Here is a 15,304-nt window from a genome sequence, read left to right as displayed (position 1 = left end):
TGGTGTGAATGTGAACAAGCCGGAGACCCTTGCCCACGGTGTGAAGGAAGTGGGAGACGGATGCGTCCAGCGGTAAGTGATGACCGGTCGGCACGGGGCGGGCATCGTGGACATCGGATGGTTCGGGTTGCTGCGACGGTGGTGGCGACCGTTGCGGTGACCGCCGGCCTGACAGTCGCAGGGCAGGCGGTTGCGCCCGCCGATCCGCCCGCAGCACCCCCGGCGCAGCCGTCAGCGCCTGCCCAACCCGGCCCGCCTGCCCAACCCGCGCCGCCTGCACCCGAGGCGCCTGCGCAGCAGCCGCCTGCGGCCGCGCCCTCCCCAGCCGCAGCACCAGCACAGCCTGCGCGGGTGACCAAGGTCTTCTGGTACACCGACCGTCGGGTCGCACTATGGGTGCACTCTCCCGCGATGAACACCGACATCCAGGTGCAGATCCTGCTCGCGCGTGACTGGTGGGCACACCCGGACGCCAAGTTCCCGCAACTCACGATGCTCGACGGCTTGCGGGCTCAAGACGACCAGAGCGGTTGGGTGATCAACACCAACATCGTCGACTTCTACAAGGACAAGAACGTCAACGTCATCCTGCCGATCGGTGGCGAGTCGAGTTTCTACACCGACTGGAAGCAACCCGATCGCGGCAAGACCTACAAGTGGGAGACGTTCCTCATCCACGAGCTGCCCCCGATCATCGAGGGCGACTGGCGTTCGACGGACGTGCGTGGCATCGAGGGGCTGTCGATGGGCGGTACCGGAGCGATGATGCTCGCCGCCCGCAACCAGGGCTTCTACAAGTTCGCGGCGTCGTTCTCGGGCATCCTGCAGTTGACGTCGACCGGTATGCCGCAGGCGATCCAGTTCGCGCAGCGCGACGGCGGCGGCTACAACTCGATGAACATGTTCGGGCCGCCGAGCGATCCCGCGTGGAAGGAACACGATCCGTTCCTCATCGCCGACAAGCTTCGGGGCACCAGCCTCTACGTCTCGTCGGGCAACGGACTCGTCGGGCCGCACGACAAGCCGTCGGACATCCCGCTGCTCGCCACGAACTACTCCGGCGTCGGCCTGGAGCTGCTCAGCCGCGTGACCTCGCAGCAGTTCGCGATCAAACTCAACGAACTCGGCATACCGGGGCAGGCGGTGTACCGGCCGTCGGGAACGCACACGTGGGCGTACTGGGAATTCGAGATGGCTCAGGCGTGGCCGCAGGCCGCTGCGGCACTTGGACTCGGCGGCGACAAGGTCGCGTGCCGTCCGTCCGCCCCGTTCAAGAAGGTCGCCGACGCGAACAAACTGGGGGGCTGCCTGACTCCCGAGTACGCGGTGCCCGGCGGGCGTGCACAGGACTTCGCGCAGGGCCGTGTGATCACCGGACCGAAGGGTCCCAAGGCGGTCACCGGCGCGATCGGCGGCGCGTACGCGTCGATCGGTGGGCCGGGCGGCAAACTCGGACTGCCGACCAGTGACGAACTGCCCACCCGCGACGGCAAGGGACGGTTCAACACGTTCGAGCGCGGCAAGATCTCGTGGACGGCCAAGGGCGGGACGGTCATCGGTAAGTGATCACCGCATGCAGCACCCGGCGCCCAGTCTGGTCGATTGTTCGACACATACTCGGTGCCGGGTGTGCTCGCGCTGAGATCTCGCTGAGGAATCAACGCATTCCCGCAGGTGGCGCCCACGCGGTGGTCGGCGCGGGTCGGACGGCGGAGTAGCCTTGCGTCGGTGCTGAAATGGCCGGGTCGGGTGTGATGAGGAAGTGATGATGAGGAAGTTCTTCGGGTTGGGTGTGATCATGGCGGGAGTTGCTCTCGCGGGTGGGCTGTCTGCCTGCTCGGACGACTCGACGGCCAGCGCGCCGATCACGAGCGATCCCGTCACCACCACGTCGATGTACTCCTCGCCCGCGTCGTCCTCTGCGAAGGCGTCGGAGACCGAGAAGACGGAGTCGTCGGCCGCTGCCGCACCAGGCGGTACGAAGGTCTCCGGTTCGACGACGTTGCCTGCGACAGCACCGAACACGACCACCAAGGTGCCGGAGAACTTCCCCGGCCCGGGCGGCGAGCAGGTGAGCGACAAGGGCAAGAAGTATCTGCAGGCGCTCAAGGACCAGAACATCAGCTTCGCCGGTGACTCCGACAACTCCGTCGCGCTCAACAGCGCCGAATACGTCTGCGCTCAGCAGGCCAAGGGAGCCGATCCGACGACGGTGAAGGCCTTTGTGACCGCGATGATCGGTCCGAGTTCGAAGAACGCCGCCGAGGCGAATTCCAAGGCCGACAAGGTCATCAAAGCCGCACGTGACAACTACTGCTAGGCGTGAGCGCCAAGCGTAGTGGCGCCGGTCGTCGTAAGGGTCGTCGACTTGGCCGGATCGCACTGTTCCTAGCCCTTCTCGCCCTCGTCGCGATCGTGCTGATCGTGATCCTGGTGATCACTCTGCTCAAGCCCGGACCGCCGAACATTCCCGGCGGTCAGGGGCCGTCGACGAGCGCCCCGTCGGGAGAACGACCGCAAGCGCAGTCCGCGGACTGCCCCGACGTGCTCACACTCGTCATCCCCGGTACCTGGGAATCGTCCGCCGACGACGACCCCATGAATCCGACGGCCAACAAGGCGTCGCTGATGCGGCGTGTGTCGACGGCGCTGCAGGATCAGTACCCGACGTCGCGCACCGAGGTCTACACGGTGCCCTACATCGCGCAGTTCCGTAACCCGACGAACCTCAGCGATCGCCAGGCCGACTACAACGTCTCACGTCAACAGGGTTACGACCGTGCCGCGGCCAAGCTGCGCGACACCAACAAGAAGTGTCCACTGACGAGGTACGTGATCATGGGCTTCTCGCAGGGTGCCGTCATCGGCGGCGACCTCGCGAGCAATATCGGCAATGGTCGTGGGCCGATCGACGCCTCCGATCAGGACCTCGTGCTCGGTGTCGGACTGATCGCCGACGGCCGCCGTGAGAAGGGGCAGCAGAACGACATCGGTCCCGATCCCGATGGCGTCGGCGCCGAGGTCGCACTCGGCGGAATGGGCAAGCTCGTGCCGGGCATCACGATGACCGGGTCACGCAGCGGTGGATTCGGAGAACTGCGCGATCGGGTTCAATCCATTTGTGCTCCAGGCGATCTCATCTGTGATTCGCCCACAGTCGCCAACCCGGTCGGCGCCGTCGGGCAGCTCGCCGGTGCCATCAACAACCCCGTGCATGCGATGTATGCCACCAAGCGGTACTGGCAGCTCGACGGGAGCAGTGCGACGCAGTGGATGTACGGGTGGTCGAACAAGGTCATCGCCGACGCCCCCCATCCGGCGCACAACTGATCAGCCCCCCGCTCGTCGCCGGTGTGCCCCGCGCAACGGGTGACCGCCCGCGCGTGGCATCGGGCTCGGCTCTCCGCTAGGTCATTTGTCCCGCTCGGAGCGGTCGCGGCCGTGTTTGGGTAGCACCGTCGACCTGCATTACCGTGGTGCGGTCGGGCACACTGCCCATCAGACCAACCGGCATCACCACCGGTGACCGCAGCGATGCGTGAGGAGAAGCAGGCGACGATGAGTGACCCCGGGGGACTGCGCAAGTTCCGATTCGGAGCCGGTGGCGAGGGCAACAAGGACGAGGGCGGAGCCCGCAAGTTCGTGAAGTTGGCCCAGACTGCCGAGGAGTACGGCTACGACACGTTCGCCGTGCCCGATCACCTCGGCAACCAGGTCGGTCCCCTCGCCGCACTCGGTGCGTTGAGTCAGGCGACGAGCACCATCCGCCTGGGTACCTCGGTGCTCGCCAACGGGTTCCGTCATCCGGCGATCCTGGCCAAGGAGGCCAACACGATCGACGTGCTGAGCAAGGGGCGACTCGAGCTCGGAATCGGTGCTGGCTGGATGAAAGAGGAGTTCGACAAGGCGGGTATCGAGTTCGAGACGCCCGGCGTGCGCATTCGCAAACTCGACGAGTCGCTGACCATCCTGGACAAGTTGATGCGCGGCGAAACCGTCGACTTCGACGGCGAGTTCTATCAGATCCACGGCCTCGAGGGCAGCCCGCGACCGCGCCAGGGGCCGCGGCCGCCGATCGCCGTCGGTGGTGGTGGACCGAAGATGCTCGCCCTGGCCGCCAAACACGCCGACATCATCTCGGTCGCCCCGGGAACGACCCCCGACGGCAAGATGAAGCTCTCGGACATGACGATCGAGAAGACCGCTGCGCGCGTCGACCGTATCCGTCAGGCGGCGGGCGACCGTTTCGCCGACATCGAGCTGAACTGGACCATCGCGGTCATCGTCATCACCGACGACCGCGAGGCCACTGCGGAGATGGCGCTCAAGGCGCTCGCGCAGGGGTACCCGCCGAACATCGCGCACGACACCGAGTTCACCGTCGAGGACGTGCTGACGTCGCCCTACATCGCCATCGGGTCGTTCGAGGAGATCGCCGATCAGATCCGCGAGGTGCGTCGCCGCACGACGATGTCGTACGTGGGAGTCTTCCCGACGCAGATGGACGCTTTTGCGCCTGTTCTGGCCCAATTGAAGGGGGAGTAGGATTGTCGACGGCCCATTTCGCCTCAGTCGAAATGGGCTGACGTGAATTCGCCCGTGTATGACCCCGGCACATGTCGGAATTCCGGCGTCATGAAGGCGCAATTCACCATACGCCAAGATTCGGACGGGTAGTCGCGTGTGCGCTACCGTGTCACGCGTCGACGACGCGGACATGACGCCCGAGAAGACGTGGTACCTGCGGGGAGTGCCACGACACCGCGCCGCCATGGCGCACGGACGTGGTCGCCCGCGAGGGGGCCACAGGAGTGATGGATGCTGAACACAGAATTTGAGCAGTTCCTCGATGAGAACGGCAACCTGCATTTCACCGAGGACGCGACGCTGGTCGACTATGTCGAGCAGAACGTGCGCGATCAGGCGGACACGCTGGCGTACCGTTTCATCGACTACAGCCGCGAGCGCGACGGAGAGGCACAGGACCTCACGTGGGCGCAGTTCGGCAAGCGTCTGCGCGCTGTCGCCGCCCGGCTGCAACAGGTCACCAAGCCCGGCGACCGGGTCGCGATTCTCGCCCCGCAGTCGCTCGAATACGTGATCGGCTTCTTCTCCGCGCTGTATGCGAGCAACGTCGCGGTGCCGCTCTTCAGCCCCGACGAACCCGGCCACACCGACCGCCTGACCGCGGTGCTCGCCGACTGCAAGCCGACGGCGATTCTGACATCGACCAAATCGGCGGAGGCCGTGCGCGACTTCTTCGCAGGCGTCCCCGCCAAGGAACGTCCCCGCGTGATCGCCGTCGACGCCGTCCCCGACTCGGTCGGGTCGAGCTGGGTCGCACCGGTTGCCGGTAAGGACCACAACCGCGACACCGTCGCCTACCTGCAGTACACCTCCGGTTCGACCCGTGTGCCCGCGGGTGTCGAGATCACCTACGAGGCGGTCGCCGCCAACTGCCTGCAGATCTACGACTGCATCGAGATCGACCGCAATGCGCGCGGTGTCACCTGGCTCCCGATGTTCCACGACATGGGACTGCTCACCGTGATCCTGCCTGCGCTCGGCGGCCGCTACATCACGATCATGAGCCCGCAGGCATTCGTGCGCAGGCCCGGCCGCTGGATCAAGGAACTCGCTGCCGCCAGCGACGGTGCGGAAACCTACGCCGCGGCCCCGAACTTCGCCTACGAGCATGCGGCAGTCCGCGGTCTGCCCAAGGACGGCGAGCACCTCGACCTCTCGAACGTCATCGGACTGATCAACGGCTCCGAACCGGTCACGGTCAGCTCGATGAAGAAGTTCAACGAGGCGTTCGGTCCGTACGGGTTGCCCAAGACCGCGATCAAGCCCTGCTACGGCATGGCCGAGGCGACGCTGTTCGTCTCCGCCACTCAGCGCAACAACGAGGCCAAGGTCATCTACGTCGATCGCGACGAGCTCAACGCCGGCCACATGAAGATCGTCGACCAGCATGCACCGAACGCTGTCGCGCAGGTTTCCTGCGGGCAGGTTGCACTGAGTCAGTGGGCCGCGATCGTCGACGCCGCGGAGTACGACGAGACCGGGACCGGCGTCGAAAAGGCCGACGGCGAGGTCGGCGAGATCTGGTTGCACGGACTCAACATCGGTGCCGGCTACTGGAACAAGCCGGAGGAGAGCGCCGCGACGTTCCACAACACGATCTCCACGCCGCTCGCCGAGGGCAGCCACACCGACGGCGCGCCGTCCGATGCGCAGTGGATGCGCACGGGCGACTACGGCGTGTGGCTCGACGGCGAGCTGTACATCACCGGCCGTGTCAAGGACCTCGTGATCGTCGACGGCCGCAACCATTACCCGCAGGATCTCGAGTTCAGCGCACAGGAAGCCAGCGCCGCGCTGCGGCCGGGCTTCGTCGCTGCCTTCGCCGTACCCGCGAACCAGCTGCCTGCCGAGGTGTTCGAGAACGCGGCGAGCGGCCTGAAGTTTGACGCGGACGACGCGTCGGAGCAATTGGTGATCGTCGCCGAGCGCGGTCCGGGAAAGAAGACCGATCCGCAGGAGATCGCCGACACCGTGCGCGCCGCGATCGCCCAGCGGCACGGCGTGATGGCGCGCGACGTGCTCCTCGTTCCCGCGGGCTCGATCCCGCGCACGAGTAGCGGCAAGATCGCGCGACGCGCCACCAAGGCTGCCTACATCGACGGCCGACTGCGGGGCGGATACAAGCAGGACGCCTTCCCCGATGCGGGCCACTGAGAGGCAACCCGATTCATCAGGAGTCGACGCAGGCATCGGCCATCGCCGACGCCGCGTCGGGCCACCCCCGCAGGGTCGTCGGAATGACGGACCGCACTCGTTAGTCTGGAAGCGATGTCTGAACTGAATAACGCAGCGAATGCACACGGCACCGGGGCTCATCCGCACGGAACGGAGCCAGCCGAGCCGGATTCACCCCTGATTGCCGACGGTGAGCCCACCGGCGGCGAGTCCACCGACGGCGAAACCGCAGGCGGGTTGACCGTCGCGGAGCTGCGTGACTGGCTGCGTGAGTGGGTCGCGACGTCGACCGGAATCTCTGTCGAACAGATCTCCGACGACCGTCCGATGGAGGAGTTCGGTCTGTCCTCGCGCGATGCCGTGGCGCTCGCCGCCGACATCGAGGACAAGACCGGCGTGGTGCTGACCGCAACGGTCGCCTACAACCACCCCACCATCGCGATGTTGGCCAAGCGCATCATCGAGGGCGACCCCGACGAAGGGCTCGACCTCGATGCCGAGACCTTCTGGATTCGTGAACGCGACGCGGCAGACGACATCGCGATCGTCGGCCTCTCGACACGCTTCCCCAAGGCAGGGCACACCCCCGACTCCACCTGGGAGGCACTGATCTCCGGGCGCGACGGCATCTCCGATCTGCCCGCGGACCGCTGGGCCGAGTTCAAGTCCGACCCGCGCCTGGCCAAGGTCATCGACGAATCCAACGTCAAGGGCGGTTACCTCGACGACGTCAAGAGCTTCGACGCCGACTTCTTCCAGATGAGCCCCCGCGAGGTCGAGATGGTCGACCCGCAGCAGCGCCTCGCGCTCGAACTGGCGTGGGAGGCACTCGAAGACGCGCACATCCCGGCCAGCGACCTCAAGGGCGCACCGGTCGGTGTCTTCATCGGCACGTCGACCAACGACTACCAGCTGCTCGCGGCCATGGGCCTCGACGACGGCGCACACGACACCGCCGCCTACGCGCTGACCGGAACGTCGACGTCGATCGTCGCCAACCGCGTCTCGTACTTCTTCGACTTCCACGGCCCGTCGGTGGCCATGGACACCGCGTGCTCGTCGTCGCTGGTCGCGGTTCACCAGGCCGTACGTAGCCTGCGGTCGGGCGAATCCGACGTCGCGCTCGCCGGTGGCGTCAACATGATCATCACTCCCGCCGCGACGCTCGGCTTCGACAGCATCGGCGCGCAGGCCAAGGACGGTCACATCAAGGCGTTCTCTGCCGACGCCGATGGCATGATCCGCGCCGAGGGCGGCGGGCTGTTCGTGCTCAAGCGCATGGCCGACGCCCGACGCGATGGCGACACCGTGCTCGCCGTGGTCGCAGGCTCGGCGGTCAACTCCGACGGTCGCTCCAACGGCCTGCCCGCGCCCAATCCCGAGGCACAGGTGGAGGTGTTGCGCTCGGCCTACACCGACGCAGCCCTCGACCCGCGCAGCGTCGACTACATCGAGGCGCACGGCACCGGCACCGTACTCGGCGATCCGATCGAAGCCGATGCACTCGGCCGCGTGGTCGGCCGCGGTCGCCAGGCCGACGCGCCCGCTCTGCTCGGCTCGGCGAAGACGAACTTCGGGCACATGGAATCCGCTGCGGGCGCCGGTGCACTCGCCAAGGTGGTGCTCGCGATGCAGCACGACAAGCTGCCCGCATCGCTGAACTACTCCGGCCCCAACCCCTACATCCAGTTCGACGCCGGGCACCTGAAGGTAGTCCAGGAGCCGTCCGACTGGCCGCGCTACTCCGGTCACGCGGTCGCGGGTGTCTCCGGCTTCGGCTTCGGCGGCACCAATGCCCACGTCGTCGTGCGTGAGGTGCTGCCGAGTGATCTGTCGGGAGTGGTCTCGACAAGCTCGACCAGCGGAGGTAGCTCGACCAGCGAGGCGGTTGAGCCGTCCCCGCTGGTTGAGCCGTCCCCGCTGGTTGAGCCTGTCGAAACCGACGATGACGAGGACTTCCTCACCGACGCCGAACGCGCAGTCCTCGCCGCGCAGGCCGCGAAGGACGAAGCTCCGGCCGAGGTCGTCGACGCCGATCCCGCCGACGGCTTCGCGCCGTGCGCGGTCGAGGGTTCGGTTGTGCCGCTGGTGCTTTCGGGGTTCCTGCCGTCGCGACGTCGTAAAGCCGCCGCCGACCTGCTCGAGTGGCTCGAATCCGATGAGGGACGCTCGACGCCGCTCGCCGACATCGGGCGCGCGTTGGCTCACCGCAACCACGGCCGGTCACGGTCGGTGGTGATGGCCCGAACGCACGAGGATGCGGTCAAGGGTGTGCGTGCCATCGCCGAGGGCAAGGCCACTCCGCTTGTCTACTCGGCTGATTCGCCGGATGCGGCGTCGGCGGTGTGGCTGCTCTCGGGCTTCGGTTCGCAGCATCGGAAGATGGCCAAGCAGCTCTACCTCGAGAATCCGATCTTCAAGAAGTACGTCGACCGCGTCGACGAGTACGTCCAGAACGAGCTCGGCTACTCGATAGCCGAGATCTTCGTCGACGATGAGCAGACCTACGGCATCGAGACCGCGCAGGTCGGTATCTACACCATCCAGGTGGCGCTGGCCGATCTGCTGCGTCATCACGGCGCGGAACCCGGTGTGCTGGTGCCGCATTCGATGGGCGAGGCGTCGGCGGCCTACATCAGCGGAGGACTTTCACTCGAGGACGCCACCCGGGTCATCTGTCAGCGCTCGCGGCTGATGGGCGAGGGTGAGGCCACGCTCACCGGCGACGACATCCGGTTGATGGCTCTCGTCGAGTACAGCGCCGACGACATCAACGACGTCCTCGTCGACTACCCCGATCTCGAGATCTGCGTGTACGCCGCGCCGACGCACACGGTCATCGGTGGTCCCGAACCGCAGGTCGACGCGATCGTCGCCCGTGCGGAGGCCGAGGGCAAGCTGGGCCGCAAACTGCAGACCAAGGGTGCAAGTCACACGTCGCAGATGGACCCGCTGCTCGGCGAATTGTCCTACGAGCTCACCGGAATCGAGCCGAAGCGACTCGAGACCGGCTTCTACAGCTCGGTCGATCGTGAGGCCTTCTACCGTGCGGGACATGAGCCCGTGCACACCATCGACTACTTCCTCAAGGGGCTGCGCCACAGTGTGTGGTTCAGCCAGGCGATCGCGAAGTCGGTGGAGAACGGTCACCGCACCTTCCTGGAGCTCTCCCCCAACCCCGCGGTACTGATCTCCGTTGCAGCGGTGACGTTCTCGGCCGGTCTGCACGACGCCGAGCTGATCGAGACGCTGCGACGCAAGGAGGACGAGAGCTTCGGCGTGATCAACGCGCTCATGAAGCTGTACGTCCACGGGCATTCCGTCGACGTCGGATCACTGTTCGGCGTAGGCGATTACGCGGACATCCCGCGCACCCGCTTCGATCGCAAGCCGTTCTGGCTCTCCGCGCAGATCTCCGGGGGCGGCTCGGCCGGCAGGATCCCCGGCTCGCATGTCGCCCTGCCCGACGGCCGACACGCCTGGGAGGTCACTGCTGCGGCGGTGACCGATCCGCGTGAACTGGTCCGCGCCGCGGCGGTAGAGGTCTTCGACGACGCGCGTGTCGGTGCTGCGGCGTCGCACGGAGAGTTCCCGACGACGGGCACGGTGACCACCACGCTCAGTCCGCACCCCGGTGGTGCGTCGGTGACCATCCACGGCAAGCGCGACAAGAACTTCCACCTCCTGTTCGAGGCAGTCGTCACGGGCACAGCACACTCAGCCGATGGCGCCGCGATTGCCGCCGCCGGCACCGAGGATCTCTCCGATGGCACCATCGACCAGGCCAAGGTCGGCTACACCGATACCTCGCTGACGGTCGAGGACGAGGTCGTCGACGACATCGGCAACAAATGGGATCCGGAATCCGGCGAATCCGTGGGTGATCGGCTCGCGATCATCGTCGGTGAGTCGATGGGGTACGACCCCGAGGATCTCCCACGCGAGATCCCGCTCATCGAACTCGGACTCGACTCGCTCATGGCGGTGCGCATCAAGAACCGCGTCGAGTACGAGTTCGACATCCCGCAGCTGCAGCTGCAGGCGATGCGCCAGGCGAATCTCGCCGACGTCGAGAAGTTCGTCGCCTTCGCCGTCACGCACCGCGACCAGCTCGACGACCTCGCCGGTAAGGCAGCGGGCGAGGGTGAACTCGACACCGCTGCGCTGAACTCCTACATCGACGAGCAGCTCGCCAAGGACGCCGAAGCGCACGCCGGTGGCGCAGCGGCGTCGGAGGCGGCGCCGGTCGCTGCCACGGTCGGCGACGCAGATCAGCGGAAGAACAACGACGCCGACCAACAGAACAACGACCAGCCGGAGAGCACACCGCCCGCGGCGAACCAGAACACACCGCCGGCCGCTGACCTCATGAGTCAGCAGTCGGTGGCAGAGGCCGCGGGCTCCGACGTTCCACCGCGAGATGCCGCCGAGCGCCTGACGTTCGGTGTCTATGCGGTCATCACCGGCAAGTCGGCGGGCGGCATCTTCAACAAGCTGCCCGTACTCGAAGAGGATGTCGCGCAGCGACTCACAGACAAGCTCAACGAGCGCACCGGCGGCGACATCGACCCCGAGGACATCCTCGATTCCGAGACGATCGAGGAGATGTCGGACTACGTCCGCAACTTCCTCGACGCCTCAGCCGACACCGACGGCTTCGTCCGATACCTGCGTCTGGTGCCGGAGGGAAAGAAGACGTACGACCCGAGCGCCGGGGATCCGGTGCCCGCGTTGCTGTTCCATCCCGCTGGTGGCAACACGTCTGCGTACGAGGCATTGCTCAAGCGGCTGCCCGCCGACCAGCCGGTGATCGGATTCGATCGTGTCGAGGGCACGATAGAGGAGCGCGTCGCGCAGTATCTGCCGCGGTTGCGCGAGATCCAACCGCACGGCCCCTACGTTCTGATCGGGTGGTCACTCGGTGGAGCACTCGCGTACGGGTGCGCCAAGGCGCTGCGCGACGAGGGTGAGGACATCGCCTTCGTCGGACTGATCGACGTCGTCCGGCCGCGGCACGACGTGCCCGACACCCCGGAGAACAAGCGGGCCCGGCTCGAGCGGTGGAAGGACTTCGCGATCCGCAACTACGACCTCGATCCCGACGTCCCGATCCCGATGGATCGCCTTGTGGATGCCGACGACGAGGGTCAGTTCGCGATCATCATGGAGATGGTCTCGATGTCGGGTACCAAGATCCCGGGCGGAATCATCGAACACCAGCGCACGTCGTTTGTCGACAACCGGGCACTCACCAACATCAAACCGTTGCCCTACGACGGCAAGGTGGTGCTGTATCGCGCCGACAAGATGCACGACGGCGCGATCGAACTCGAACCGCAGTGGGCCGAGATCGACGAGGACGGCAGGTGGGGTGAGGTCGTGGACGACCTCGAGATCATCCACATCGGCGGCGATCATCTCTCGATCGTCGACGAGCCCTACATCGCGAAGATCGGCGCCGATCTGAGCGCACGACTGGCGACCATCGAGGCGAAAGCGACCAACTAGCCGCGGGCCAGGAGCCCAACGCGTGCCGCACCGATATCGAGGAAGAAGAACCACGTGACCGACACCACCGCAGCCAAACTCGCCGATCTCCGCGTCCGGCTGGAGCAGGCCCGCGAACCCGGTGGCGAGAAGGCGATCGAGAAGCGCGAGCGCAAGGGGATCTGCTCTCCGCGTGAGCGTCTCGACATGCTGTTCGACCCCGGAACGTTCGTGGAGATCGGTGCGCTCGCCAAAATGCCCGGTGCTGCCCACACCGGATACGGCGATGGCGTGGTGACGGGTCACGGCTTGGTGCACGGGCGTCCGGTGGCAGCGTTCAGCCACGACCAGACCGTGTTCGGCGGCACGGTGGGAGAGATGTTCGGCCGCAAGGTGTCTGCGCTCATGGAGTGGGCGGGCAAGATCGGCTGTCCGATGGTGGGTATCAACGACTCGGCGGGTGCGCGTATCCAGGATGCCGTCACATCGCTCGCCTGGTATGCGGAGATGGGGCGACGGAACGATCTCCTCTCCGGTTTGTCGCCGCAGGTGTCGGTGATCCTCGGCAAGTGTGCGGGCGGCGCGGTCTACACGCCTGCGAACACCGACATCCTTGTCGCCGTCGAGGACAAGTCGTACATGTTCGTGACCGGACCGGATGTCATCAAACAGACGACGGGCGAGGAGATCTCGGCAGAAGATCTCGGCAGCGCGCACAATCAGGCGCGCTGGGGCAACATCCACCATGTCGCGCCGGACGAGAAGCAGGCGTTCGAATGGGTGCGTGAGTATCTGCAGTACATGCCGTCGACCTGCTTCGAACAGCCGCCGGTGATCAACCCCGGTCTCGAGCCGGAGATCACCGACTCCGACCTCGCGCTCAACGATTTCATGCCCGACAGCGACAACGCCGGGTACGACATGCGCGACATCATCGTGAAGCTGTTCGACGACGGCGCTTTTCACGAGGTCGGTGAATTGTTCGCACCCAACATCCTCACCGGTTACGCGCGCGTGGACGGACACAGTGTCGGCGTCGTCGCCAATCAGCCGAGCGTGATGGCCGGGACCCTCGACACCGATTCCTCCGAGAAGGCAACGCGTTTCGTGCGTATCTGCAACGCGTTCCGTATTCCGCTCGTGTTCCTGGTCGACACCCCCGGGATCCTGCCCGGGCTGGTGGAGGAGCAGAAGGGCACGATCCGCCGGTCGGGCAAGTTCTTGTTCGCCTACGTCGAGGCCGACGTCCCGAAGGTGACCGTGGTGCTCCGCAAGGCGTACGGCGGCGCGTACGCGGTGATGGGTTCCAAGCAGCTCGGTGCCGACCTCAACTTCGCCTGGCCCACAGCGAAAATCGCTGTGATGGGCGCCGAGTCGGCCGCTGCGGTGCTGACCCGCAAGCAGACCGAGGGTATGTCGGCCCATGACGCGGACAAGGTGCGGCGCGACTTCATCGACTTCTACAACACGATGATGGCCACGCCGTATCTGGCTGCAGAACGTGGCTACATCGACGCGGTCATCGAGCCCGCCGAGACGCGCCTGCAGCTCCGAAAGGCGTTGGCGCAGTTGCGCGACAAGGAGACTATGCGCACACCGCGCAAGCACCTCCTGATGCCGATCTGACGGAGGTGTCTCTCGGCTCCCGCGGAGCGGACCGCGGATGCGGTGTGCTCAGGCGAAGCGGGACAGGATCGAGCGGACGGCCTGGGTCACGATAGTGCGGTCGTAGCTCTGCACGAACATGTACTCGGTGTGGCCGTTGGTCCGGGCATCACGGATCTGGCGTGCGGAAATCAGTGCGGCGAAGTGCATTCCGAGTACGGCGACATTCCATTCGTCGACGAGCGCGTCGTCTGCGCTCAGCGGTGCGTAGTGGATGTTGCCGTCACTCATCGGACGGATCCCCGCGCCGTATACGCCGACGAGCCCCACTTTCTCCGAAAGCGCGCGCCAGCGTTGTGAGGTCGGTGTCGAGAAGTTGTGCTGATCCTGGAAGGTGCCCAGCACTACTGCGACGCCTGATTCGGTCGCCGTGCGTTCGAGGTCCTTGCTGTGCGAGGTGCGCGATCTCCGACGACGGAACGGACTTCAGGGTGTCCGGGTGCAGCAGGACGATGTCGGGTTCGATGAGGGTGAGGAGCGTCGCGGTTCGGCGATCGGCGGTTACTCCCTCGAGCGCGATCGGCGTCCCGTTCCGACGCGCCTGGGCCACCTGGGCGATCCGTGACTGCGGGCGTCGCAGGATGCTTCGCGGTTCGATCATCAACGTCAGGATCTCGCCGTACGGGACGGTGCGAGCCGAGTCGTAGACGTCGATGTCGACGGCAACGAACAGCGGTATGGCGTCAGCGACGTGTCGTGCCGCGGCGGTGTCGGCGAACTCGAACTTTCGTGAATCGAGAACCGCGCGCTGTTCCATGAGCGTCGCGGTGCGCCGAAGTGCGCGTGGTGTGTCGAAGTTGGTCCCCTGCGGGCCACAGAGTTCGAGACTGGCACCCACGACAGCGCCGTCGGACAGCTGAAAGAGTGGACTGAACTGAGTCCTCAACTCCATACCCTCGAAGACCGATGCCGCATCCCCGCCGGTGGTACTCGTCAGACCCTGGCTCATCCCTCACGCTCTCTGTCGAAGCGTTCACCACGCCCCGACACTCACGGCGCGGCAGCACCCGCGCTATTCACCGTCGTGAAGTGCCGATGCGACGAGCACTCCGAGCGTGAGAGTAGCAAACACTGCGACGCTGGTAGCGGTGAGCGCGAGAGAAGCGAAGAGACTGTCGACGGTGATGCCCACCCACAGGCAGCCGAGCGGTAGTAGGCCCGCGATGAGCAGGGTGCTGTGTTCTTCGTGGTTGTCCACACTGGGCACGGTCTCGCCGACGGGCGCGTCGAGCACCGGGAAATCGCCGGTGTCGGTTCGCTCCGGCGTCTCGAGCTGCGAGGTCTCGATCTCAGGTCCGTGGTCGCCGGTCGGATTCGGGCTCGCTGATCGCGGGGCGTTGTCCAGGATGCTCATCGACGCTCCAATCGGATGGGTGGACTCGGATCCGAG

The 15,304-nt window shown here is 66.0% G+C and carries 10 protein-coding genes; 7 read left to right on the top strand and 3 right to left on the bottom strand.

What is annotated here, in order from left to right; genetic code table 11:
* Window positions 1-117: 117 nt before the first annotated feature.
* The 7 genes from GOOTI_RS08995 to GOOTI_RS08965 all read left to right on the top strand — a co-directional run bounded on the left by GOOTI_RS08995 (window position 118) and on the right by GOOTI_RS08965 (window position 13,875).
* Window positions 118-1,566 carry an alpha/beta hydrolase-fold protein gene (locus tag GOOTI_RS08995; RefSeq protein WP_007238268.1) on the top strand — a complete coding sequence of 483 codons (1,449 nt, stop codon included), beginning with the start codon at window positions 118-120 and terminating at the stop codon, window positions 1,564-1,566.
* Between the two features lie 202 nt (window positions 1,567-1,768).
* Window positions 1,769-2,320: a DUF732 domain-containing protein gene (locus GOOTI_RS08990; RefSeq protein ID WP_085949784.1), complete on the top strand. Its 552-nt coding sequence runs from the start codon at window positions 1,769-1,771 to the stop codon at window positions 2,318-2,320.
* A 2-nt stretch (window positions 2,321-2,322) separates the two neighbouring features.
* On the top strand, window positions 2,323-3,330 hold the full coding sequence (locus GOOTI_RS08985) for a cutinase family protein (protein ID WP_007238266.1): 1,008 nt from the start codon (window positions 2,323-2,325) through the stop codon (window positions 3,328-3,330).
* Window positions 3,331-3,558: 228 nt separating this feature from the next.
* Complete coding sequence (locus tag GOOTI_RS08980; RefSeq protein ID WP_007238265.1) at window positions 3,559-4,545, top strand: LLM class F420-dependent oxidoreductase; 987 nt, start codon at window positions 3,559-3,561, stop codon at window positions 4,543-4,545.
* A 273-nt stretch (window positions 4,546-4,818) separates the two neighbouring features.
* A complete protein-coding gene (gene fadD32, locus GOOTI_RS08975; protein ID WP_007238264.1) occupies window positions 4,819-6,741 on the top strand; it encodes a long-chain-fatty-acid--AMP ligase FadD32 in 1,923 nt (640 codons plus the stop codon).
* 114 nt (window positions 6,742-6,855) lie between these two features.
* Entirely contained in the window at window positions 6,856-12,270 is a 5,415-nt protein-coding gene (gene pks13 / locus GOOTI_RS08970) for a polyketide synthase Pks13 (RefSeq protein ID WP_007238263.1), read from the top strand.
* 54 nt (window positions 12,271-12,324) lie between these two features.
* Window positions 12,325-13,875, top strand: coding sequence for an acyl-CoA carboxylase subunit beta (locus GOOTI_RS08965; protein ID WP_007238262.1), 1,551 nt, complete (start codon window positions 12,325-12,327; stop codon window positions 13,873-13,875).
* A 48-nt stretch (window positions 13,876-13,923) separates the two neighbouring features.
* On the opposite strand, the gene GOOTI_RS26750 is transcribed toward GOOTI_RS08965, so the two are convergent.
* The 3 genes from GOOTI_RS26750 to GOOTI_RS26390 all read right to left on the bottom strand — a co-directional run bounded on the left by GOOTI_RS26750 (window position 13,924) and on the right by GOOTI_RS26390 (window position 15,268).
* Window positions 13,924-14,256 carry a DICT sensory domain-containing protein gene (locus tag GOOTI_RS26750; protein WP_233425459.1) on the bottom strand — a complete coding sequence of 111 codons (333 nt, stop codon included), beginning with the start codon at window positions 14,254-14,256 and terminating at the stop codon, window positions 13,924-13,926.
* Entirely contained in the window at window positions 14,138-14,863 is a 726-nt protein-coding gene (locus tag GOOTI_RS08955) for a hypothetical protein (RefSeq protein WP_007238260.1), read from the bottom strand. The genes GOOTI_RS26750 and GOOTI_RS08955 overlap by 119 nt, the downstream gene beginning before the upstream one ends.
* 63 nt (window positions 14,864-14,926) lie before the next feature.
* The gene (locus tag GOOTI_RS26390; protein ID WP_007238259.1) at window positions 14,927-15,268 is read right to left on the bottom strand and encodes a hypothetical protein; all 342 of its coding nucleotides are present in this window, start codon (window positions 15,266-15,268) and stop codon (window positions 14,927-14,929) included.
* Window positions 15,269-15,304 lie beyond the last annotated feature (36 nt).

The sequence above is a fragment of the Gordonia otitidis NBRC 100426 genome (assembly GCF_000248075.1).
GTDB classification, from domain to species: Bacteria; Actinomycetota; Actinomycetes; order Mycobacteriales; family Mycobacteriaceae; genus Gordonia; species Gordonia otitidis.
This window is presented reverse-complemented; position numbering and strand designations above follow the sequence as displayed.

What these genes read in the sequence shown, in the direction of transcription:
- GOOTI_RS08995 (WP_007238268.1), top strand. Translation starts at nt 118, where the DNA reads ATGGTTCGGGTTGCTGCGACGGTGGTGGCGACCGTTGCGGTGACCGCC.
- GOOTI_RS08990 (WP_085949784.1), top strand. Translation starts at nt 1,769, where the DNA reads ATGAGGAAGTTCTTCGGGTTGGGTGTGATCATGGCGGGAGTTGCTCTC.
- GOOTI_RS08980 (WP_007238265.1), top strand. Translation starts at nt 3,559, where the DNA reads ATGAGTGACCCCGGGGGACTGCGCAAGTTCCGATTCGGAGCCGGTGGC.
- fadD32 (WP_007238264.1), top strand. Translation starts at nt 4,819, where the DNA reads ATGCTGAACACAGAATTTGAGCAGTTCCTCGATGAGAACGGCAACCTG.
- pks13 (WP_007238263.1), top strand. Translation starts at nt 6,856, where the DNA reads ATGTCTGAACTGAATAACGCAGCGAATGCACACGGCACCGGGGCTCAT.
- GOOTI_RS08955 (WP_007238260.1), bottom strand. Translation starts at nt 14,863, where the DNA reads ATGAGCCAGGGTCTGACGAGTACCACCGGCGGGGATGCGGCATCGGTC.
- GOOTI_RS26390 (WP_007238259.1), bottom strand. Translation starts at nt 15,268, where the DNA reads ATGAGCATCCTGGACAACGCCCCGCGATCAGCGAGCCCGAATCCGACC.